General features: G+C 71.7%; 18 protein-coding genes. 6 read left to right on the top strand and 12 right to left on the bottom strand.

Features of this window, described 5'->3' with window-relative positions:
* Positions 1–38 precede the first annotated feature (38 nt).
* A complete protein-coding gene (locus CHF15_RS24545; protein ID WP_089226039.1) occupies positions 39–914 on the top strand; it encodes an alpha/beta fold hydrolase in 876 nt (291 codons plus the stop codon).
* 441 nt (positions 915–1,355) lie between these two features.
* Here the strand turns inward: CHF15_RS24545 and CHF15_RS24540 are convergent, their stop codons facing one another.
* The 6 genes from CHF15_RS24540 to CHF15_RS24515 form a co-directional block, all read right to left on the bottom strand.
* Positions 1,356–2,015, bottom strand: coding sequence for a fasciclin domain-containing protein (locus CHF15_RS24540; protein ID WP_089226038.1), 660 nt, complete (start codon positions 2,013–2,015; stop codon positions 1,356–1,358).
* Positions 2,016–2,124: 109 nt separating this feature from the next.
* Positions 2,125–3,714, bottom strand: coding sequence for a molybdopterin-dependent oxidoreductase (locus CHF15_RS24535; RefSeq protein WP_089226037.1), 1,590 nt, complete (start codon positions 3,712–3,714; stop codon positions 2,125–2,127).
* 144 nt (positions 3,715–3,858) lie between these two features.
* On the bottom strand, positions 3,859–5,313 hold the full coding sequence (locus CHF15_RS24530) for a glycosyltransferase 87 family protein (RefSeq protein WP_089226036.1): 1,455 nt from the start codon (positions 5,311–5,313) through the stop codon (positions 3,859–3,861).
* Positions 5,310–6,146: a class I SAM-dependent methyltransferase gene (locus CHF15_RS24525; protein ID WP_089226035.1), complete on the bottom strand. Its 837-nt coding sequence runs from the start codon at positions 6,144–6,146 to the stop codon at positions 5,310–5,312. Before CHF15_RS24525 ends, CHF15_RS24530 begins: the two co-directional genes overlap by 4 nt.
* A complete protein-coding gene (locus CHF15_RS24520) occupies positions 6,143–6,799 on the bottom strand; it encodes a TIGR04282 family arsenosugar biosynthesis glycosyltransferase (protein ID WP_089226034.1) in 657 nt (218 codons plus the stop codon). Before CHF15_RS24520 ends, CHF15_RS24525 begins: the two co-directional genes overlap by 4 nt.
* Positions 6,796–7,521 (bottom strand): glycosyltransferase family 2 protein, encoded by a 726-nt coding sequence (locus CHF15_RS24515; RefSeq protein WP_089226033.1) that lies wholly within the window; start codon positions 7,519–7,521, stop codon positions 6,796–6,798. The genes CHF15_RS24520 and CHF15_RS24515 overlap by 4 nt, the downstream gene beginning before the upstream one ends.
* A gap of 114 nt (positions 7,522–7,635) precedes the next feature.
* On the opposite strand from CHF15_RS24515, the gene CHF15_RS24510 reads away from it, so the two are divergent.
* Positions 7,636–8,355, top strand: coding sequence for a response regulator transcription factor (locus tag CHF15_RS24510; protein WP_179279943.1), 720 nt, complete (start codon positions 7,636–7,638; stop codon positions 8,353–8,355).
* Positions 8,345–9,457, top strand: a complete 1,113-nt coding sequence (locus CHF15_RS24505) for a sensor histidine kinase (RefSeq protein ID WP_179279942.1) — start codon at positions 8,345–8,347, stop codon at positions 9,455–9,457. The genes CHF15_RS24510 and CHF15_RS24505 overlap by 11 nt, the downstream gene beginning before the upstream one ends.
* A 24-nt stretch (positions 9,458–9,481) precedes the next feature.
* Here CHF15_RS24505 and CHF15_RS24500 read toward each other — a convergent pair whose 3' ends face one another.
* From CHF15_RS24500 to CHF15_RS24480, 5 genes are all read right to left on the bottom strand, one after another.
* On the bottom strand, positions 9,482–10,534 hold the full coding sequence (locus tag CHF15_RS24500; protein WP_089226031.1) for an NAD-dependent epimerase/dehydratase family protein: 1,053 nt from the start codon (positions 10,532–10,534) through the stop codon (positions 9,482–9,484).
* A 120-nt stretch (positions 10,535–10,654) separates the two neighbouring features.
* Entirely contained in the window at positions 10,655–11,056 is a 402-nt protein-coding gene (locus CHF15_RS24495) for a hypothetical protein (RefSeq protein ID WP_089226030.1), read from the bottom strand.
* On the bottom strand, positions 11,053–12,189 hold the full coding sequence (locus CHF15_RS24490) for a molybdopterin-dependent oxidoreductase (protein WP_089226029.1): 1,137 nt from the start codon (positions 12,187–12,189) through the stop codon (positions 11,053–11,055). Before CHF15_RS24490 ends, CHF15_RS24495 begins: the two co-directional genes overlap by 4 nt.
* A gap of 274 nt (positions 12,190–12,463) precedes the next feature.
* Positions 12,464–12,967, bottom strand: coding sequence for a hypothetical protein (locus CHF15_RS24485; RefSeq protein WP_089226028.1), 504 nt, complete (start codon positions 12,965–12,967; stop codon positions 12,464–12,466).
* Between the two features lie 2 nt (positions 12,968–12,969).
* A complete protein-coding gene (locus tag CHF15_RS24480) occupies positions 12,970–14,286 on the bottom strand; it encodes a molybdopterin-dependent oxidoreductase (protein ID WP_089226027.1) in 1,317 nt (438 codons plus the stop codon).
* Positions 14,287–14,711: 425 nt separating this feature from the next.
* Between CHF15_RS24480 and nhaA the strand changes: the two genes are divergently transcribed.
* The 3 genes from nhaA (at position 14,712) to CHF15_RS24465 (ending at position 19,624) form a co-directional block, all read left to right on the top strand.
* Complete coding sequence (gene nhaA / locus CHF15_RS24475; protein ID WP_089226026.1) at positions 14,712–16,031, top strand: Na+/H+ antiporter NhaA; 1,320 nt, start codon at positions 14,712–14,714, stop codon at positions 16,029–16,031.
* Between the two features lie 168 nt (positions 16,032–16,199).
* Entirely contained in the window at positions 16,200–18,101 is a 1,902-nt protein-coding gene (locus CHF15_RS24470; protein WP_089226025.1) for an alkyl/aryl-sulfatase, read from the top strand.
* A gap of 221 nt (positions 18,102–18,322) precedes the next feature.
* On the top strand, positions 18,323–19,624 hold the full coding sequence (locus CHF15_RS24465) for a DUF2254 domain-containing protein (RefSeq protein ID WP_089226024.1): 1,302 nt from the start codon (positions 18,323–18,325) through the stop codon (positions 19,622–19,624).
* Between the two features lie 151 nt (positions 19,625–19,775).
* Here CHF15_RS24465 and CHF15_RS24460 read toward each other — a convergent pair whose 3' ends face one another.
* Entirely contained in the window at positions 19,776–21,008 is a 1,233-nt protein-coding gene (locus CHF15_RS24460; protein WP_089226023.1) for an alkene reductase, read from the bottom strand.
* Between the last annotated feature and the right edge of the window lie 78 nt (positions 21,009–21,086).

Genomic DNA, 21,086 nt, shown 5'->3' with positions numbered 1-21,086 from the left:
GAGTTCAGCCGCTGCCCCGCGTCACCGTTGGAGAAACGATGTCTCACCGCCGCCCCGTCCGCCGTGTCCGTCTCGCCGTCGTCGGCGCGGTGGGCCTCGCCCTGGCCGCCGGACTGGCCACGACCGCTTCCGCCACCCAGGACGGGCACGGGAAGCCGGCGGGCAAGCCCGCGCCCAAGCCGACCGTCGTCCTCGTCCACGGCGCCTGGGCGGACTCCGCCGGCTGGACCGGTGTCGCCAAGCGCCTGCAGGCGGACGGCTACCCGGTCGCCGCCCCCGCGACCCCGCTGCGCGGCCTGGGCAGCGACGCCGCCTACCTGGCCGACTACCTCAAGACGATCAAGGGTCCGGTGGTCCTGGTCGGCCACTCCTACGGCGGCGCCGTCATCACCGGTGCCGCCACCGGCAATGACAACGTCAAGGCCCTCGTCTACGTCGCCGCATTCGCTCCCGACAAGGGCGAGAGCATCGCCGACCTGGTGGGCAGGTTCCCCGGCAGCCACCTCAGCGACGACCCGAACGCTCCCGTGCCCACCGCCCTGAACGCCGTCCCCTTCACCCAGGCCGACGGCGGCACCGGGGTGGACCTCTACATCAAGCCCGACAAGTTCCGCGACGTCTTCCTGAGCAACCGCGTCAGCAGGAGCAAGGCCGCCGCACTCGCCGCCACGCAGCGCCCCATCACCGCGCAGGCGGTCGGCGAGCCCTCGGCGGAGGCTCCGGCCTGGAAGACCATCCCCTCCTGGTACCTCGTCGCCCGCGCCGACCGGACGATACCCCCGGCCGCCGAGCGGTTCATGGCGGCGCGCGCCCACGCCCGCACCATCGAGGTCGACGGCCCGCACGCCGTCCACGTGACCGACCCCGGGGCCGTGACGCGCCTCATCGAGAAGGCCGCGGCGACCACCCGCTGATCCACCCCGGCGTCCCGGCCTCTTCCCCACCCGTGGGAGGAGGCCGGGACGCCTCGCGTGGTGCCGGAATCAGGCGGTGCCGCGGCACCGCCTGGTGGACCGGGCTCTCGCGGTCCGGGTACTCGGCCGTGGCGTTGATGAACGGACCGCCCCGGAACCCGGAACCGCAGACCTCCTCGCCGATGCCGTACGCGACGGCGGCGAGGAAGTCGGAAGGCGAGCCGATTCCCGCCTCGGCGGCGGTGATCCGGTCCCTGATCTCCTGGTCCGCCGCCTCGATGCAGGCGCCGGACCAGGTCGTCCTTGCCGTCGAAAGAGGCGGAACGGGCGCCGGGGAAGGTGTGTGCGGGCCCCTGGACGCACACAGCCGTCGTCCTTCCCCGGGCCCGGTCTTCTGTGTCCTTCCGGGCCGGCCGACGTCATGACCGGCCCGGCCGCCCGTTACTTCGGCATCAGGACCGTGTCGACGATGTAGACGGTGGCGTTGGCGGTGGAGACGTTGCCGCACACCACACGCGAGGTGTCGTTGACGACGTAGTCCTCACCGGTGCCGGAGGTGGTCACCTTGCCCTTCTCCAGGGTCGCGAAAGAGCCGTTCGCCAGTTGAGCGGGCGCGATCTTCTGTCCGACGACGTGGTAGGTCAGGATCTTGGTGAGGGTGGCCTTGTCGTTGAGGACCTTGTCGAGGTCGGCCTTGGGGATCTTCGCGAAGGCATCGTTGGTGGGCGCGAAGACGGTGATGCCCTGGGCGTTGTTCAGGGTGTCCACCAGACCGGCCTTCTTCACGGCCGCCACCAGCGTGGACAGGGCCGGGTTGTTGGACGCGGCCGTCGCCACGGGGTCCTTGGCCATTCCGCCGAAGCTGCCGGCGCCGTCCTGGGGCACCGCGGAACACGCGGTGCCGAAGGGCTTGTCCATGGCCATCGAGTCACCAGGGTCGTCACTCGCGGAGCCGTCCTCGGCCGCGTTGGACGGGGCAGTGCTGGAGGAGGTGTCGGAGGCGTTGTCCTTGCCGTCGTCGCCGCAGGCGGTCAGTGCGAACGGCAGTACGGCGGCAGCGGTCGCCGCGATGGCGGCACGACGAAGGCGCAGGGTGTTCATCAGGTTTCTCCTTGGCTGCTTGCTGCTTGCTGCTTGCTGCTTGCTGCTTCTGGGGAGTGCCGGCCCGACCGGCCGACGGGTTGCGGGGCGGGCGTCAACGGCCACTTGGTCAGTCCACGGTGATCACCACCGAATGCCGGCCGCCGGCCCCGTCGGGGACGGTGCGGGCACGATCGGCGGTCTGGACCCGGCCGGCGCCGTCAGTGGCACGGACGGTGAGAGTGTGGGATCCCGGGATTGCCTTCCAGGACCAGGACCACAAGCGCCATGTGTCGGGACCTGCCTGGGCGGCGAGGTCGGCGTCCTGCCACGGTCCGTCGTCGACCTGTATCTCGACGCGGTCGATGCCCCGGTGCTGAGCCCAGGCGACACCCGCGACGGTCACCGTCCCGGCCTTCGGGCGGGCGAACGGCTTGGGCGTGTCGATGCGGGCCTGGGTCTTGACGGGGGCCTCGCGTGCCCAGTTCCGTCTCACCCAGTACGGGTCGTAGGCGTCGAAGGTGGTCAGTTCGATGTCCTGGATCCATTTGCACGCCGAGACGTATCCGTACAGGCCGGGAACGACCATGCGGACCGGGAAGCCGTGCTCGAGCGGCAGCGGTTCACCGTTCATGCCGACCGCGAGCATCGCGTCGCGGCCGTCCATCACGTCCTCGACCGGAGTCCCGATGGTCATCCCGTCCACCGACCGGGACACCAGTTGATCCGCCGGACCGCCCTGGGACGGGGGTCGCACACCCGCCTCACGCAGCAGGTCGTCCAGAGGCGCCCCGATCCACCGGGCATTGCCGACGTACGGCCCGCCGACCTCGTTGGAGACGCAGGTCAGCGTGATGTCCCGTTCGATCAGCTCCCGTCGCAACAGGTCCCGGAAGGTCAGGTCGAGCGGCGCGGCGACGCCCTTCCCGTGGAGACGCAACCGCCACCGGTCGGCGTCCACCTTCGGCACCACCAGTGCGGTGTCCACCCGGTAGAAGTCCTGGTTGGACGTGACGAACGGGCTGACGCCGGGGATGCGCAGTGCCGCCCCGCGTGGCACCGGGGTCGCGGGCGACGCGGGCGCGGGCAGCACGACGGCCGCACGGGATGCCGCCGCCTCCTTGCCATTGGACGCGGCCAGACCCCGCCCGAGCGCTCCGGCGGCGGTGGAAGCGGCGGCAGCGGCAGCCGCGGCCGTCAGGAAACCACGCCGGTCCCACCCGGGAGCCCCAGCGGTATCCGGCGCAGGGCCGGACGCGAGGGTCAGGCGCCCGGTGAGGACGTACAGCAGCGAGCCCCCGGCTGCCGCTCCCGCCAAGGACGGCAGCACATCCGGTACACCGCCGGTGTCCGGCCGGGTCAGTGCCGCCACCGCACCGACGACACCGAACAGGAGAACGCCGATCGCTCCCGCCGGCCGGTGCCGAAGGCCCAGCAGTCCCAACGCGACGGCCAGGGCGCCCAGGACGAGGAGGATGCCCAGCTGCAGCATCAGCTTGTCGTCGCTGCCGAACGACCGGATCGCCCAGTCCTTCACGGCGGCGGGGGTACGGTCGATCGCCGCCCCGCCCACCGCGAGCACCGGCCCGGCCTGCGGCCGCACCACCCCGGCGACGACCTCCGCCACCCCGAGGGCGGCGAACGCCGCCAACAGGCCGGACACCGCGCCGAGTCCACCGCGTGTCAGTCGCTCCTTGCTGAACTTCTTCACGTGAGGCATTCGCCGCCGGGGCGGCCCCAGATTGGTGTACCACCCAAACGAGTGAAGACCCCGTGTCGACGGCCGGGGGAGGGCCTGGCCGAGAAGCAATCGAAGAAGCACGCTCGCGCTCATTCCGACGGCGCAACTTGGATTGCAGGTACGTCAGATGCGCGATCGACGCCTGCTCAGAAGTTGTCGTGCCGGGGCAGCGCGCAGCCACGCCCCGACCACGACGCACACGGCGGCCGTGCCGTACGCGCACGCCTGGAGGGGGATGCCGGGCAGCAGACCGCCCCCGAGATAGAGGACGCTGCCGGCGACGGTGACGGCCAGCCACTCCCAGCGACCGTCGAGCGCGACGAGGCCGACGACGAGCAGCGAGTACCAGGGGTAGTTGGGTGAGACGAGCAGCAGCGCCGTACCGGTCAGCAGCAGGGCGCCGCGCCAGGGGCGGGCCGGGTCGCCGCGCCACCATACGTACAGGGCCAGCAGTGCGAGCAGCACGAGCACGACCACTCCTGCGGTGCTGTCCGGGAGCAGCAGACGCAGCAGGGCGAACCGGTGCACATCGCCGGGTTCGTAGCCCTCCTCCTGCAGGTAGCCGGGCAGGTAGCCCAGGACGCCCGTGCCCGACGCGGCGACGTACGGCAGGTAGCTGAGCACGACGACGGCGGCCGTCGCCGTCAGCGTGCACAGGACGCAGGCAGGACCGCGCTCGCCGGACAGCGCGCCGGGCACCGTCAGCAGGGGCAGCAGTTTGACGGCCACGGCCGCGCCGAGCAGCCCTCCACGACGGGCGCCCGCTGTGGCGGTGCCCAGGGCGAGCACGGTGAGCAGGACACCGAGGGTGTCGATGTGGGCGTTGTTGACCGCCTCGAGGGGGACGGCCGGGCACCACGCCCACAGTGCGGTGCGGGCCGGGGCCTGGCGGGGATCACCTCGTCGGCGCAGCACCGCGAGGAGGGTGGCGGTGGTGCCGAACGCCAGTACGGCACCGCCTGCTTGGAGCGGCTTGTGGCGGCTGCCGGGTGGAGAGAGGACATGGACGGTGACGAACCAGGCTTCGGCGACGGGCGGGTAGATGGTGGGCACGGTGGGTCGGTTGATACGGGTGCACAGACCGCTGTCCGTCGAGGTCAGCCCCCAGCCCTGGCAGGAACCACCGGCGGGGAAGAGCCAGTCGTCCCGCAGCTTGGCCGGTTCGGGTGCGGCGGGCGGATAGGCGTATGGAGAGATCCCGGCGGCCTGTACGCGGCCGTCCCAGGCGTAGCGGTACATGTCGGTGCTGGTGCGTGGCGGTGCGGCGAGCCCGGCCAGCGCCACGGCGGCCGCGCCGGCGATGACCAGCCCGGTCGCGGCGCGTGCCGGGACCTTGCGAACGGCCCATGCCGAGGCCGCGAACAGCGTCCAGGCGAGCGAGTATCCGACCGCGAGCTGCCCGGGGTCGCTCCGGCTGTCGCCGGTGCGGAGGGTGCCGATGACGACAGCGGTCAGTGCGGCGAGCAGGACCACGACGGCGATGGTGCGGATACGGGCCGGCGTGCCGTTCACGGATACCGCGGGTCGACCGGACAGCGGTTGCGGCGACTGATGCTGTGCGGGAGCAGTGTCGCTCATGAGTGTCCGGGCCTTCCGGTGGCCGTCGGGTGCTCATCGTGGTGCCGGGGCCGAGGACGCTGCAGTTCCACGAACTGGCGGCCCGCGTCGGTCCACCGGCCGGTGGGGATCCACCCCGTGGCCGCGGCGGTGCGCAGCAGGGCGGTGGCGTCGAGGCGGGCCCAGGGGAAGGGGCGGCCGTGCCGGCCGTGGACGTCCTCGACCCGGACGGTCAAGCGCTCGTCCGCGTCGTGCGGTGCGGGCTCGGCCAAGAGGCGCCCGCCGGGCGCGACCAGGGTGCGTAGGCGGGTGAGGAGGGCGAACGGGTCGCCACCGATGCCGACGTTGCCGTCCATCAGCAGGACGGTGCCCCAGCGGCCCTCCCCCGGCAGGCGGTCGAAGACGGACCGGCGCACGGCAGTGCCCCCGCGTCGTCTGGTCCGGGCCACCGCGGCCGGGCTGAGGTCCACTCCGAGCGCCCGCACGCCCCGGGCGGCGAGGGCTGCGACCAGACGTCCCGGTCCACAACCCACGTCGAGCACGGGGCCGGTGCAGCGGTTCAGTACGGTGGTGTCGGCGACGTCTGGGGCGGCACACCAGCGCTCGACGTCCAGCGGCAGCAGTTCCCCTTCCCCCGCGATGCCGTCCGGTCGGCCCGGGGGTGACAGGCGGCGCAGAAAGAGCGGACCGCGACCGGTGCGCAGGGCGTCGGCGTAGGGGTCGTCCGTCCACGGTTCGCCCGGCTGCGCAGGGAGCCGGGCAGGCCGGGTCGTCGTCCGGGTGTTCCACCGGTCCGCGGTCCGTGCCGTCCGCTCGGAGAGGGCGGGATCAGGGCCGCCTGCCGTGCCGTTCACCGGCCCGCCCGCGCGAGCGAGTTCAGCGCGGCGGCGAAGCGCGAGCCGGGCGGGCAGCAGGCGGCGACAGCGGTGGCGTCGGCGGCTGTGTCCACATCGCGCAGCACCGGCAGGTCGCTCACGCTGAGCCCCGCCGCGACGAGCCGGTGCCGCTGCGTCGCGCCGGTGCGGTCGGTGGACATCGGCACGCCGCGTACGAGCGCTGCGGCGCGTCCCGGATCGGCGAGCCCCAGCGCCCAGAAGCCTCCGTCCTCGGCCGGACCGAACCAGGCGTCGTGGCCGTCGCGTCCGACCCCCGCGAGGAGTTCCACGGTCAGTTGCGGGGTGTCCATGCCCACCAGGAGGGCCGGTCCGCGGTCGCAGTGGTCGAAGGCGGCCGCGATGCGCTCGTCCAGGCCGCCGGCGCCCTGGCGCACGACGTCGAAGCCGGGCGGCAACCAGGGACCGGCAGCCCCCTCGAGAACGAGGACGCGCCGCCGAGCGGGCGCCTTGAGCACGGTGTGCAGCGTGTCGGCGAGGGCGGCCTCGGCGAGAGCGGCTGCCTCCCGGGGGGTGTAGGGAGGGGTGAGCCGTGTCTTGACCCGTCCGGGTACGGGTTCCTTTGCGATGACCAGCAGCGTGGGCGGATTCGAGGCCGGGCGGCGGTGGCTCATCGTCCCGTCTCCCGGGCGCGCGCCGCGGGCGCCGGGTCGACGGGGGGTTCGGCGAGGACGGAACGCATGTCCCGTACCGCCTGCCAGGTACCGCGCCAGGTGCCGGTGACCTTGGACCGGCCCGTGCGCGGACGGTACGGCACGTCCGTCTCCTCCACCCGCCATCCCGCGTCGGCGGCGCGGACCACCATCTGCAGCGGGTAGCCGGAGCGACGGTCGGTCAGGTCCAGGGCGAGCAGGGCCTCGCGGCGGGCTGCGCGCATGGGTCCGAGGTCGTGGAGGCGCAGGCCGGTGCGCCGGCGGACCAGCCGGGCGAGCTCCAGGTTGGCCAGCCGGGCGTGCAGGGGCCAGGCGTCGCGCGTGACGGGCCTGCGCCGGCCGAGGACGAGGTCGGCCACGCCGTCGAGGACGGGTCCGGTGACGGCGGGCAGCAGCGCGGGGTCGAGGGAGGCGTCGCAGTCGCAGACGCAGACGATGTCGGCAGTCGCGGCGGTGAGGCCCGCGTGACAGGCGGCGCCGAAACCGCGCCGGGGTTCGTGGACCACGTGCGCCCCGAGGCCGCGGGCGATGTCCGCCGAGCCGTCGGTGGACCCGTTGTCGACGACGATCGCGCGCCAGCCCGGGGGGATGCGTTCCAGGACCCACGGCAGGGCCTCGGCCTCGTCGAGGCAGGGCAGGACCACGTCCACCGAAGCGGAAGGAGAGGGAGATGTCTCGATCACTCCACTCACCCTACGGGGACAAAATACCCAAAAGGGATCTGACCGCCTTACGGATCCCTGACGTCCGCCACGGCTCCCGCCGTCGGCCGAAGGCCGGGTGCCAGACTCGACGACGTGAAACATGTACTCGTCGTGGACGACGACGCCACCGTCTCCGAGGTCGTCGTCGGCTACCTGAACCGGGCGGGCTTCGACGTCGACGTGGCCTCCGACGGCCCCACCGCCTTGGCCTTGGCCGCTGTTCGGACGCCCGACCTGGTGGTCCTGGACCTGATGCTTCCCGGCATGGACGGCATCGAGGTCTGCCGCCGGATGCGCTCCAGCGGCCCGATCCCCGTGATCATGCTGACGGCGCGCGGCGACGAAGAGGACCGCATCCTCGGCCTGGAAGTCGGGGCCGACGACTACGTCACCAAGCCCTTCAGCCCCCGTGAGCTCGTGCTCAGGGTGGAGTCGGTGCTGCGCCGTACGGGAGATCAGGCCGACCGGGCCGCCGCGGCCGAATCCGGGCTGCGTACCGGCCCTCTCGTCCTGGACCCCGGCGCTCGCCGTGTCACGCGCGACGGCACCGAACTTTCCCTGACGATCCGTGAGTTCGATCTGCTGGAGTTCTTCCTGCGCAATCCCGGACGGGCGACGAGCCGGGAGGAGCTGATGCGCCGGGTGTGGGGCTGGGAGTTCGGCGATCTGTCGACCGTCACCGTCCACGTCCGGCGGCTGCGCGAGAAGATCGAGAAAGACCCCGCGCACCCCCGCCTGATCAGCACCGTGTGGGGCGTGGGCTACCGGTTCGACGCTCCGCCCGCGACCGAGGGAGCCCGCGATGGTGCATGACACCGTCCTCATCGTGGTCTACGCCGCCATCGGCGCCGCCGTTGCCGGCCTGCTCGGCACCGGCGTTCTGCGGCTGCTGCGCAACCGCTCGGTCGCACTGTCCCTGGCGGTCGTGGCCGTCGTCACGGTCGCGGCGATGCTGGCCGGAACCATGCTGGTGTCCTGGGCCATGTTCCTTTCGGACCACGACCTGTGGGTCGTGACGATGGTCTGCTCCATCGCGGCTGTCGTCTCACTCGGGGTGGCGCTCGCGCTCGGCCGCGGCGTGGTCCGAGGCAGCCGGGCCCTGGCCGAGGCCACCCGCGCCCTCGGTGACGGCGGCAGTTTCACCCCGCCCGCTGCCGCGCCCACCGCCGAACTCGCGGAACTCGGCCGTGAACTGGCCGCCACCGGCGCGAAGCTCGCCGCGTCCAGGGAACGGGAGAGGGCCCTGGAGGAATCCCGGCGCGAACTGGTCGCCTGGATCTCCCATGACCTGCGCACCCCGCTCGCCGGACTGCAGGCCATGACCGAGGCCCTGGAGGACGGCCTGGTCGACGATCCCGGCGTGTACCACGCCCGCATCCGCACTGAGGTCGAACGGATGAGCGACATGGTCGGCGACCTCTTCGAGCTCTCCCGCATCCAGGCCGGCGTCCTCGCCCTCAACACCACCCGCGTGTCGGTCTACGACCTCGTCGGAGACGCGCTCGCGGGCGCCGCCGCCCTCGCCGAGGAGCACGGCGTACGGGTCGTCGGAGACCGGGTCGAGCCCGTTCCGGTCGAGGTCGACGGCCGTGAGATGTCCCGGGTCCTCGCCAATCTGCTCGTCAACGCGATCCACCGGACCCCTGCCGACGGCACGATCGCGGTCTCCGCCCGCCGGGAAGCGAACAGCGTCGTCGTGTCCGTGACGGACGGCTGCGGCGGCATTCCCGTGGAGGAGCTGCCCCGTGTCTTCGACACCGGCTGGCGCGGCACCGATGCCCGGACGCCGCCCGCCGGAGCGGGTCTGGGGCTGGCGATCGTGCGGGGGATCGTGGAGGCGCACAAGGGCCGGGCAGCGGTGTGCAACGTCCCCGGCGGGTGCCGGTTCGAGGTGCGGCTGCCCGCCGCGGTCTGAGGCTCCGTGCGGCCGGTCGGCCCGTCAGCCGTTCCGCAACGAAGCCGTCGCGAACTCCGCCATTCCTTCCGCGAACGCGACCCGCGGCGTCCAGCCCAGTTCCTCGCGCAGCCTGTGCGAGGAGGCGGTGATGTGGCGGACGTCGCCGAGCCGGTACTCGCCCGTGACCACCGGTGTCCGCGTGCCGTGCGCCTCGGCCAGGGCGGCCGCCATCTCTCCCACCGTGTGCGGCTGACCGCTGCCGACGTTGTATGCCCTCGCAGTCCCCTCCGGCAGAGCGGGCAGACCTTCCAGGGCCGCGAGGTTGGCGGCGGCCACGTCCCGGACATGGACGAAGTCACGCCGCTGGCCACCGTCCTCGAACACGCGCGGCGCCTCACCACGCTCCAGCGCGGACCGGAACAGCGAGGCGACCCCGGCGTACGGGGTGTCCCGCGGCATCCCCGGCCCGTACACATTGTGGTACCGCAACGCGATCACCCGTCCGCCCACCGCTCGCGCCCACGCCGAGGCGAGATGCTCCTGTGCCAGCTTGGTGGCGGCGTACACGTTGCGCGGATCAAGCGGGGCGTCCTCGGCGACCAGCCCGGGCGCCAAGGGCTCATCGCACTGCGGGCAGGGCGGTTCGAAGTGCCCCGCCCGCAAGTCGGCCACCTTGCGCGGACCCGGCCCCACGACCCCGTGCGACGGGCACTCGTAGCGTCCCTCGCCGTAGACCACCATCGAACTCGCCAGCAGAAAGGACCGAACTCCCGCCTCGGCCATGCCGGCCAGGAGCACCGCGGTGCCCAGGTCGTTGCAACCGACGTAGGCGGGTGCGTCGCCGAACTCCTTGCCGAGGCCCACCATCGCCGCCTGATGGCACACGGCGTCCACGCTCCGCAGGGCCTCGGACACCGCCGCCGCGTCACGGACATCCGCGTGCCTCCAGTCCACCCCGTCGGGGACCGGCGGAGGCGTACGGTGCGCGGCAGGCAACAGCGCGTCGAGCACGCGCACCTCGTGCCCGGCGCCGGCGAGGGCGGTGACGACGTGCGAGCCGATGAAGCCCGCGCCTCCGGTGACCAGGATCAACATGCCTCGACCGTAAGGCCACCGGGCCGGTCGGCGACCGTACGACGCCGACACGTCAGGGGTTCGTAAGCCCCCCTACCGCGGGCCGCACGGCTTGCCGTACTGCGGACGAACCCGCGAACGTCATCGCCGGCGGCTGCGGCCGATGCGCCGCACAACGGGCACAAGCGCCGAGACGACCGCCACCGCCACCAGCGTGACCAGCCAGTTGCGCGGGTAGTCCAGCGGCAGGACCGAGGGGTTGGCCGGCTTCCCCGGGCGTAGCAGCACCGGAAGGGCGACCGCCGTCAGAGCGCCGCCGACCAGCAACGCCCCGCGGACGGGCCCGCGGACGCCCCCTCGAACCAGTACCGAACCGATGAGCAGCACCAGCGGCGCGATCAGCACGTCGTGCAGCACCACCGCGCCGCCGAGCCAGATCAGGACGCCTGTCAGGTCGTCGACCCCCAGCAGCCGATAGGCGCCCACTCCCGCCAGCACCAGACCGGCCGCGCCCGTGAGCCACCGCGTCACGCCCGTCCTCATGACAGCACCTCCAGCCGGCCGACCCACTTGGTCTGCAGTACACCGGGCCGGTTCGGGGCGATCAGACGAACCGGGTAGCCATGGTCGGGGGTGAGTTCCTCGCCGTTGAGGCGCAGGGCGAGCAGGGTCAGCGGGTCGCGTGCGTACTCGTGCCCCATCTCGGAGATCCGGTAGTCCCCGCGTGTCTGCAGGGACACCACCCGTACCCGGGCGTGCCGCGGGGCCCCCGCGAGGTCCAGGAGGTCCACCACCCGGACGCCCGTCCAGTGGGCCGACTTGCTCCAGCCCTCCACACAGGCGATCGGCAGTTCAGCCTCGTACTGCGGCAGCCCCCTCAGCTCATCGAGTGTCAGCGCACAGGCCCGGGGTCCGACGACCGTCAGGCGATAGCGGTCGGACGCGATCAGCCCGACGCCGGCCGCGGCGGCGGTGCGGTTGACCGGCAGGCCGTTCGGGCCGTGGTCCGGATGACGTGGCGCCAGCAGGGTGAAGCCCTTGAGCGGGGTGAAGGACTGGCCCACCGTGGTCACCGTGACCGCACCGACCGCCGCCGTCACCGCGGCGAGCAGGGAGCGCCGGTCGGGCCCGTCCTCCTCGGGCAGGGCCAGCGTTCCCGGCGACCGCCGGCTCCAGTGGGCGCGGATCTCCGGGGCCTTGACCGCGATGTGCAGCAGGACCGATCCGGCCACCAGCCAGGCCAGGGCGTAATGCACTGGCACGAAGGGGAACGGCCACGGATACCACTGCGCGGTGTTCATCAGGCCGGTGGCCACTTCGAGGACGGCCGCCGCCACCAGTACGGCTACCGACAACCGCTCCAGGGCATGCCGCACCGACCGCACGGCAGGCCAGGAGAACAGCCGCGGGTACACCGTCCACAATTTCGCCGGCAGCAGCGGAACCGCCGCGATACCCGATGCGACGTGCAGTCCCTGCGTCAGCCGGTAACCCCACGTCGGACGGCTCGGCAGGTCACCGTCCAGCCAGCCGGGCGGATGCTGCAGCACATGACTGATCAGCCCGGTGAGGAAGCACACCGCGAAGGCGAGCCCGAGCCACCGTCCGATCGAGGTCGCCGTTCGGGCATCGTGCAGCCTGCCGCTGAACTCCGGCGGGAGTAAACGTGATCTCATGCGTCCATCCCAGCGGCTGCGAGCCCCTTGCGGAACGCCCGAACCCCTTACGGAACACGGACATCCGAGCCTCGACCGGGCTGCTGTGACAGGTACCCCGCGTGTGGGCAGGGGGTGCATTCCCGCTTCCCGCACGGCGGGGTTCGACCCTCGGCCGAAGCGGCACGAGGACCCTGCTGGACGCGGCCGCCGACTTGACGGCGCATGCCGGAATCCGGGGAGACGGTATTGCCGGCGGAGCTGAGGACGGGGCCAGGACGTGGTGAGCGCGACTTCACGCACTCTTCCCGGCGCTCGCCGGGGGGCGTTCCTCGTCGTCTCGCGCCTGCCGGCGGATCCGGCCCAGCTTGAAGGCGAGGATCAGAGCGGAGAGGCCGAACAGCACGGCGGTGATGGCCAGCCATCGGCCGATGTAGACGGCGTCGGTGAGCCCCGTGGCGCCTTGGTAGGGGCCGGACAGGCGAAAGATCAGGGGGAACCAGACCAGGAGCAGTACGCCGGACAGGAAGGCAGGTACACGCAGGTGGTTGATCCACGCAGGCGTCGGCATGTCCTGGGCTCGATGACGGAGCACCGACCTGGCCGAGAGGTCGGCGAGCGAGTACAGCGGCATCAGGATGAGGTCGTGCACGATCGCCGCGCCTACCAGCCAGATCACCACTTCGACGGGCCGCTGCGCGAACAACCGGGCGCAGGCGTATCCGGTGATGGCGAATGAGCAGACGAGGACCAACAGATGGAGCGGATTTGCGCCGTACCAGCGCAGGAATCGGGACATGATCACGTCCGGAACGTGAGTCGGTGCACCCACTTGGTGTTGTTGACCCCGGGGTTTGCCGGAACGATGACACGCGCCGGGTATCCGTGGTCCATGGACAGGTCCGCTCCGTTGACCCGCAGGGCGAGCAGCGCCCTCGGGTCGCGGATCTGGTTTCCGCGAAGCATCACGGAGCTGTAGGGGCCCGAGGGCTGTACGGACTCGACCAGCACGCTCCCGGCCGCAGGCAGTCCGCTCAGCGCTGCGAGGTCCGCGAGTCGAAGGCCCTCCCAGTGCTGGTCGGCGGTGGACCAGCCCTCCACGCAGGCGATCGGCAGGGCCGCGGTGTGCCGCGGCATCGCAAGCAACTGCTCGCGGGAGAGGACAACGGGCCGCCCGCTGCCGTGCACCTCGAGCCGCCAAGCCGGGCCGACGAGGTTGGGGGTGATGCCGACGGACGCGGCCGTCTTGTTGATCTGGAAGCCGTTTGGGCCGTGTCCCGGATCACGATCATGGGGTGCGAGCAGCGCCGTGCCGCGCAGTCGGCCGCCGATGCTCTGCCCCGCGGTGACCACCAGCAGGAGCAGCGATCCGGCGCCGACCATCCCCACTGCGCCACGTCGGCTCATGGTGGGCGCCGCCGGTGCGACCGGCACCAGGCCGTCCGCATCGGGGGGTTCAGGCCGGGTGCCGGAGACTCCGGTGCGCAGTTCCCGGAACAGGTTGCGACTGCGCAGGGCGCGCGTCATTCGGCCGAACCTGAGGCTCACGTGGACGACGAACGCGGCGATGAACACCCAGGCGCCGTAGAAGTGCAGCGTGTAGAAGGAGCCGGGGAAGACGTAGAAGAGCTGGACGTTGAAGATCCCGGTCACGAACTCGAAGATGCCCCCGCCCACCAGCAGGAGCAGCGACAGGCGCTCGAGGGCCTGGGCGGCCGATCGCAGGGGTGGCCATTGGAACAGCTTCGGGATCACCGACCACAGTTTGGCCAGCAGCACCGGGACGAGGACCACTCCGAGCGTCACGTGGAGGCCCTGGGTCAGGCGGTACAGCCAGTAGGGACGGGTCGGCCAGTCGAAGAGGTAGAACCCCAGCAGGCCCTTGTCCGCCGTCTGGTCGTTGATCGGCCCCAGGCCAGGGTTGTAGGCGGCGTAGGAGAGTACGCCGGTCACGAACATCACCGGGATGCCGAAGAGCAGTACGAGACCGAAGACCGACGTCAGCCACGGCCCCCGGATCGGGCTGCGCCAGAACCCGGACCGGAAGGGACCCGGAGGTGTGGCGGCCGAACCGATCCGCTCCGCGAACGCGCTCACGCGGGCGGACACAGCCGCCATGAACCTCCTGTGGCGCCGCCGCGGTGCCACCCGGGACTCCTTCGGACCTCCCGGTCGTCCCGCCGACGATGGCTGTCCGCTGCCGCTCATGAACCGCCCCTCCGCAGCCAAGGCGCGCGCCGGGCAGGGCAGCGGCCGTGAACCAGTCACCACACTTATCCCGAGCCCGGCCGAAGGTCGCGACGCCGCCACCAAGAACCGAGAAATACCGACCGAAGAGGCGTGTGACCGAGGCAAGCGAGTGAAGGGACACACCCAGCAGCCACGCGGGCACCTCTGGGGGAACCGGGAGCACCGCCACTGAGGTGCTGTCGGTAGGGTGTCAGCAAGGCGTCAAGAAGAGACGCCCGGTGTGCCGGGAAGTCTGGTCGGCGTGATGAGGGGCTGTGTGCCCGTTCCCGTCGACGCCCCGGAGGTTCGCCCCTGTGACCGACACGCCGCGTTCCCGCCCCCTCTTCCTCGGCGTGCTCCCGTGGCCGGAGCGACGGGCCGTTGCCCACGCCCTGCGGACGGAGACGGTGGGCGGCCTGGTCCTGCTGGTTGCGGCGGTGGTGGCACTGGTCTGGGCGAACAGTCCGTTCGGCGGCGCGTACGAGGCGATACGCGACTTCCACTTCGGCATTCCCGTCCTCGGGCTGGAGCTCTCCGTCGGGCACTGGACGGCGGACGGACTCCTGACGGTGTTCTTCCTGGTAGCCGGGATCGAGCTGAAACGCGAACTGGTCGTCGGTGAACTGCGCACTCCGGCGACCGCCGCACTGCCGGTCGTCGCGGCCCTGTGCGGCATGGCGGTGCCCGCCGGGCTGTACGCCGCGGTCGCGACTGCCGGGGGCGGCAGTCCGAGTGGGTGGGCGGTGCCCATGGCCACCGACATCGCCTTCGCACTGGCGGTCCTGGCCGTCATCTCCACCCACCTACCCGCGGCCCTGAGGGCTTTCCTCCTCACCCTCGCGGTGGTCGACGACCTGGGCGCGATCCTGGTCATCGCGGTGTTCTTCACCTCCGACCTCAACCCCTGGGCGTTGCTGGGTGCGGTGGCAGGGCTCGCGCTCTTCTACGTACTGCAGCGGCTGCGGGTCACCGGCTGGTGGTGTTACGTGCCGCTCGGCCTGGCGATCTGGGCCCTGATGTACAACGGCGGCGTGCACGCCACCGTCTCCGGCGTCGCTATGGGACTGATCCTGCGCACCACCCGCGACGAGCACGAGGTGACCTCGCCCGCCGAGCGAACCGGCCATCTGCTTCACCCCTTGTCCGCCGGTGTCGTCGTCCCGCTGTTCGCCCTGTTCGCGGCCGGGGTCGCAGTCTCCGCGGGTGACCTGGGGAAGGTGTTCACCAGCCCCGAACCGCTCGGCGTCGTCGTGGGCCTGGTGCTCGGCAAGATCGTCGGTATCTTCGCCGGAACCTACCTCGCCGCCCGCTTCACGCGGGCCCGGTTGAATCCGGACCTCGCCTGGGCCGACGTGTTCGGCCTCGCCACCCTGGGCGGCATCGGCTTCACCGTCGCCCTGCTGATCGGTGAACTCTCCTTCCCCGCGACCGCCTCGCAAGGTGAGCAAGTCAAGGCCGCGGTCCTGGTGGCCTCGGTGATCTCGGCCTGCCTCGCTTCCCTGCTCCTGCTCCGTCGCAACCGGCTGTACCGGCGGCTGTGCGCCGAGGAGAACGTGGACGCCGACGGGGACGGCATTCCCGACATCTACCAGCACGGTGGAGACAGCCCGACCACAGCCGAGCAGGCGGACTGACGCTGGGGAGCAGCACCACATCTGCCAAGGTGCAGCCCGTGGCGCACCGTCTCCTGTCCCGTCGTGCAGATGGCGCAATCCTGATGGCGTGCCTGCGGGCGATCGCCGAGGGTGGCAGAGGCTCTCCCGTACGGGTATGACGCCGGTCCGGTCTCGAAGGAGAACACGATGTCCGCCGATTCCGCGCTGAAGGGTCCCGAGCCGGCCATCGTCGCCGCCAACCAGGCCGCACGGAGCCTCCTGCCGTTCGAGGACCGCCGCGACCTGGACGACGTCGGCCGAGGTTTCCTCGGGACCGTCGACCAGCGGGAGATCACGGACCGCGACGGTCGCGTCGTGTGGTCCCTGGACGCGTACGGATTCCTCGATGCGGACTGCCCGGACACCGTTCACCCGAGCCTGTGGCGGCAGAGCGGTCTGGTCGCCCGGCACGGGCTGTACGAGGTCGCCGAGGGCGTTTACCAGGTGCGCGGCTTCGACCTGTCCAACATGACCGTCGTCGAGGGTGAGCGGGGCATCCTGGTCATCGACCCCCTCCTGTCCGTCGAGACCGCTGCGGCCGCCCTGGCCCTGTACCGGAGCCACCGCGGCGACCGCCCCGTGACCGGCGTGCTCTACACCCACAGCCACGTCGACCACTTCGGCGGCGTCAAGGGCGTCGTGACCGCCGAACAGGTCGGAGCCGGCCTGCCCGTCATCGCCCCTCAGGGCTTCCTGGCCCATGCGGTCAGTGAGAACGTCTACGCGGGCACGGCGATGGCGCGCCGCGCCGCCTACATGTACGGCGCCGCGCTGCCCAAGGGAACGCACGGCCAGCTCGGTGCGGGTCTGGGGCAGACGACCTCCACGGGCAGGGTCAGCCTCATCCCGCCCACCGTCGAGATCACGCACACCGGGCACCAGCTCACCGTCGACGGCATCCGCATGACCTTCCAGCTGACTCCCGACACGGAGGCGCCGGCCGAACTCAACGTGCACTTCCCCGACCGCGCCGCCTTGTGCATGGCCGAGAACGCCACCCACACCCTGCACAACCTGCTGACCCTGCGCGGTGCCGAAGTCCGCGACCCTCGCGTGTGGGCCAAGTACCTCACCGAGGCCATCCAGCTCTTCGGCGACCACAGCGACGTCGCCTTCGCCTCCCACCACTGGCCGGTGTGGGGACGCGAGCGGGTCCTGACCCACCTCACCGAGCAACGCGACCTCTACGCCTACCTCCACGACCAGACCCTGCGCATGATCAACGAGGGACTCACGCCGTTGGAGATCGCCGAACGGATCCAGCTGCCCCCGGCGCTGGAACACGCCTGGCACACCCACGGCTACTACGGATCGGTCAGCCACAACACCAAGGCGATCTACCAGCGCTACATGGGCTGGTTCGACGGCAATCCCGCCCACCTGTGGGAACACCCGCCAACCGAAGCCGCCACCCGCTACGTGGACTTCATGGGCGGCGCCGACGAGGTACTGCGCCGGGCCCACCAGTCCTACGCGGACGGCGACTTCCGCTGGGTGGCCCAGGTCGTCGACCACGTCCTGTTCGCCGACCCCGGCAACACCGAAGCACGCGAACTGCAGGCGGACGCCCTCACCCAGCTCGGCTACGGCAGCGAGAACGGCACATGGCGCAACTTCTACCTCACCGGCGCCCTCGAACTGCGACACGGCCTGGTCGGCACACCCACCGTCACCGCGTCCCCCGACGTGGTCTCCGCGCTGTCCCTCGACCAGCTCTTCGACTCCCTCGCCATCCGCCTCGACGGCCCCGCCGGCTGGGACGCGGACATCACCGTCCGCTGGAACGTCCACGGCACGGAGCCCGTCACCTGGCGCCTCCACAACGGCGTGCTCACCCACGTGCTCGGTGAGGGCCCCGCAGCTGCCGGACCCGACCTCGAGGTCACCCTCTCCGAGGCCGATCTGCGGGCCGTCCTCCTGGGAACCCTGTCGGCAACCGACCTGGAGCACCGGACCGGCGTCCGGGCAACCGGCGATGTCGGCAAACTGACCGAACTCCTCAGACATCTCGGCACACCCGACCCGAACTTCGCCATCGTGACTCCGTAGCCCGCCCCACTTCGGAAGCGATGCGCCACCGTGCGTCGACCGGCACCGCCCGGTGATCTGCAACTCAGTGTCCCCAGCAGCGAGGATCGAGGAGGCCCGCCAGTGAACGGGTGGCACGCACGCGGCAACGGCACACAGCCGACCTCGTCCAACCGTTCGCTGTGGCCCGTGAGGACCGAGCTCGGCACCGCGGAAGCCTGCCTCGCGCCCGCACTCCGACCATGACGTCCCAGCCGCCGGCACGGCGTCCGAACCGGAGCCGGGGCGCCTGCCGCACCGGACTCCTGCGCGGCCAGAGCGCCGCGCTGACGCTGGCCACGGGAGGAGCGGTGCTGGGCTGGTTCCTGCCGCTGTGGGAGAAGCGCCTGCCCGCGCCCGGTCTCAGCTTCGACGCCTCCACAGCGCAAGCGGCCCTCGGAGCTGTCGCCGGCAGCATGATCACGCTGGCGGGCTTTATCGTCACGGCCATCACCCTCGTCGTGCAGACCGTCCAAGCGATGTCTCCACGACTCGTGGCAGCCCTCGGACGCTTCAGCCGCTTCCTGGCCCTGTTCGGCCTGCTGATCGGCACGGCCCTCTACGCGCTGGTGACGCTCAGCCACATCCGAGGTGACAACGTCCCGCGCCTCAGCGTCACCCTGGCGGTCGCGCTCGTCCTCCTCGACGCCATCGTCGTCCTGCACCTGCTGGCGTCACTGCGCCACGCCGTCACCGGCGGCGGCCTGTCCCGTGCCGTCGGCGAGTGCCTCCGCGCAACCATCCACCAGGTCCATCCCGTAGCCGCGAAGACCAGCCCCGTTCCCTTGACCGCGCACCAGCGCGACACGCTTTCCATCACGCATCGAGGCCGGCCCGCGGTCATCGCCTCGATCGACGAAGCACGTATCACCCGGCTCGCCGACCGAAACCACCTCCGTATCTGGCTCACGCGCACCGTCGGCGACTCCGTCACGACAGGCGACGTGGTGGCTCGCGTCGAACCAGAAGCAGCGGCCGTCGACCCCTTACCGGACCGGAGGATCGCCGCATGCCTCCGCTATGGACCCAGCCGCACGCTCGAGCAGGACACCGCGTACGGATTCCGGCTGCTCGCCGACATCGCCATCCGGGCCCTGTCCCCTGGCATCAACGACCCCACCACGGCCGTCCAGGCACTCGACCAGATCGAAGACGCCCTGCTGCGACTCACGGACCGGACGCTCGGGCCGATCTGGCTCCTCGGCCAGCACGGCACCCCCCGCGTCAACCTCCCCGCCCCGCAATGGGCCGATGTCGTCTCCGTGGCACTCGACGAAACCCTCCTGTACGGCTCGTCGAGCCTCCAGACCGTCCGACGTCTCAACGCTCTCCTGCAACGCCTGCTTGCGACGGTGCCCGCAGAGCGGAAGCCAGCCGTGGCTGAACGGGCCGACGCCTTGCAGCGCCTTGCCACCATGCGCCTTCCGGACCCGTTCCTGCACCGCATCGCCGGCTGCTCCGACAGGCAAGGCCTTGGCGGCCCGTCCGACTCAGCAGGCCGCTGAGCGGGCGTCCAAGCGCCCTCCATGCTCCGGCTCCGGCCGTTGCGGGGCAGTGGCGCCGGCCTCCCGAATCCTCCGCCGGCGCATGTTCGGCAGGCACTCCCGGACGGGCACGCCCCATCGGGCGCCCCGTCCGGGTCGGCGACCGCGCGGGTCAGTCCCGGGCGGCCGCGTGGCGCTGCTGGGCCCAGGCCAGGTGCCATGTGTCCGGCGGCGTCGCGGAGTTCAGCTCCAGGCCGGGCACCGGCTCGAGGCGTCCCTCGCGCAGTTCGGACAGCAGGCGCTCGGCCTCGAGGGAGGGGTAGTCCAGGTAGCCGCGGTCGTCACCGCCGAAGAAGGTGGGCCGCAGCGCCTCGCGCAGCTCCGCGTCGCGGGCCAGGCGCTCGGGCAGATCGGGGTTGGCGATGAAGTCGCGACCGAAGCCCACGGCGTCGACGGTGCCGCTCTCGACGGCGCGCAGGGCCTCCTCGCGTCCATAGCCGCCGGTCGCGATCAGGCGGCCCGGGTAGCGTTGGCGGGCCCAGGCGCTGTCGATGTCGTCGGCCGGTCGCCGCTCGGCGGTGTGGTCGTCGTTGCCGATGATGCCCGGCTCGACCAGGTGCAGATAGGCGAGGTCGCGGGCGGCGAGTTCGTCCACGACGTGGCCGAACAGCGCGTGCGGGTCGGAGTCGGTCATGTCCTGGAAGACGCTGCTCGGGGATATGCGGACGCCGACGCGGTCCGCGCCCACCGTCCCGGCCAGGGCGTCGACGATTTCCAGCAGCAGGCGTGCGCGGTTCTCGACGCCGCCCCCGTAGCGGTCCGTGCGCCGGTTGGCGCTGTCCTGGAGGAACTGGTCGATCAGATAGCCGTTGGCCGCGTGCACCTCCACGCCGTCGAACCCGGCCGCCATCGCGTTCTCGCCGGCCTTGGCGAACTGGGCGACGATCTCCTGGATCTCGTCGATCTCCAGCGGCCGCGGCGCGACGAAGGGCACGCGGCCCTCGTCGGTGAAGACCAGGCCGTCGATCGCGACGGGGGAGGGGCCGACCGGGGTCTTGCCGCCGGGCTGGAAGACGGGGTGCGAGGCGCGGCCGGTGTGCCACAACTGGGTGACGATGGTGCTGCCCGCGTCGTGCACCGCGTCTGTGACGCGCTTCCACCCCTGGACCTGGGCGTCGCTCCACAGGCCCGGGATGCCGGGGCCGCCGACGCCCTCGGCGGCGACGACGGTGCCCTCCGTGATGATCAGCCCGGCCGAGGCGCGCTGGCTGTAGTAGAGCGGCGCGGAGGGGCCGGGGCTGCCGTCGGGCAGGGAGCGGCTGCGCGTCATCGGGGGCATCACGAAGCGGTTGGCCAGCGACAGGGCGCCGAGCCGGACGGGGTCGAAGAGGGGGCTGTTGTGCATGGTTCTTCTCCGGGAAACGGTGACGGGGGACGGGGAAGGTGCGGGCCGGACGGCTCTGGGGCCGGGCCGAAGGGTGGT

This window comes from Actinacidiphila glaucinigra, assembly GCF_900188405.1.
In the GTDB taxonomy this organism is placed as follows: Bacteria; Actinomycetota; Actinomycetes; order Streptomycetales; family Streptomycetaceae; genus Actinacidiphila; species Actinacidiphila glaucinigra.
Note: the sequence above shows the minus strand (reverse complement) of the source record. Positions and strands in the feature narration are given on the sequence as shown.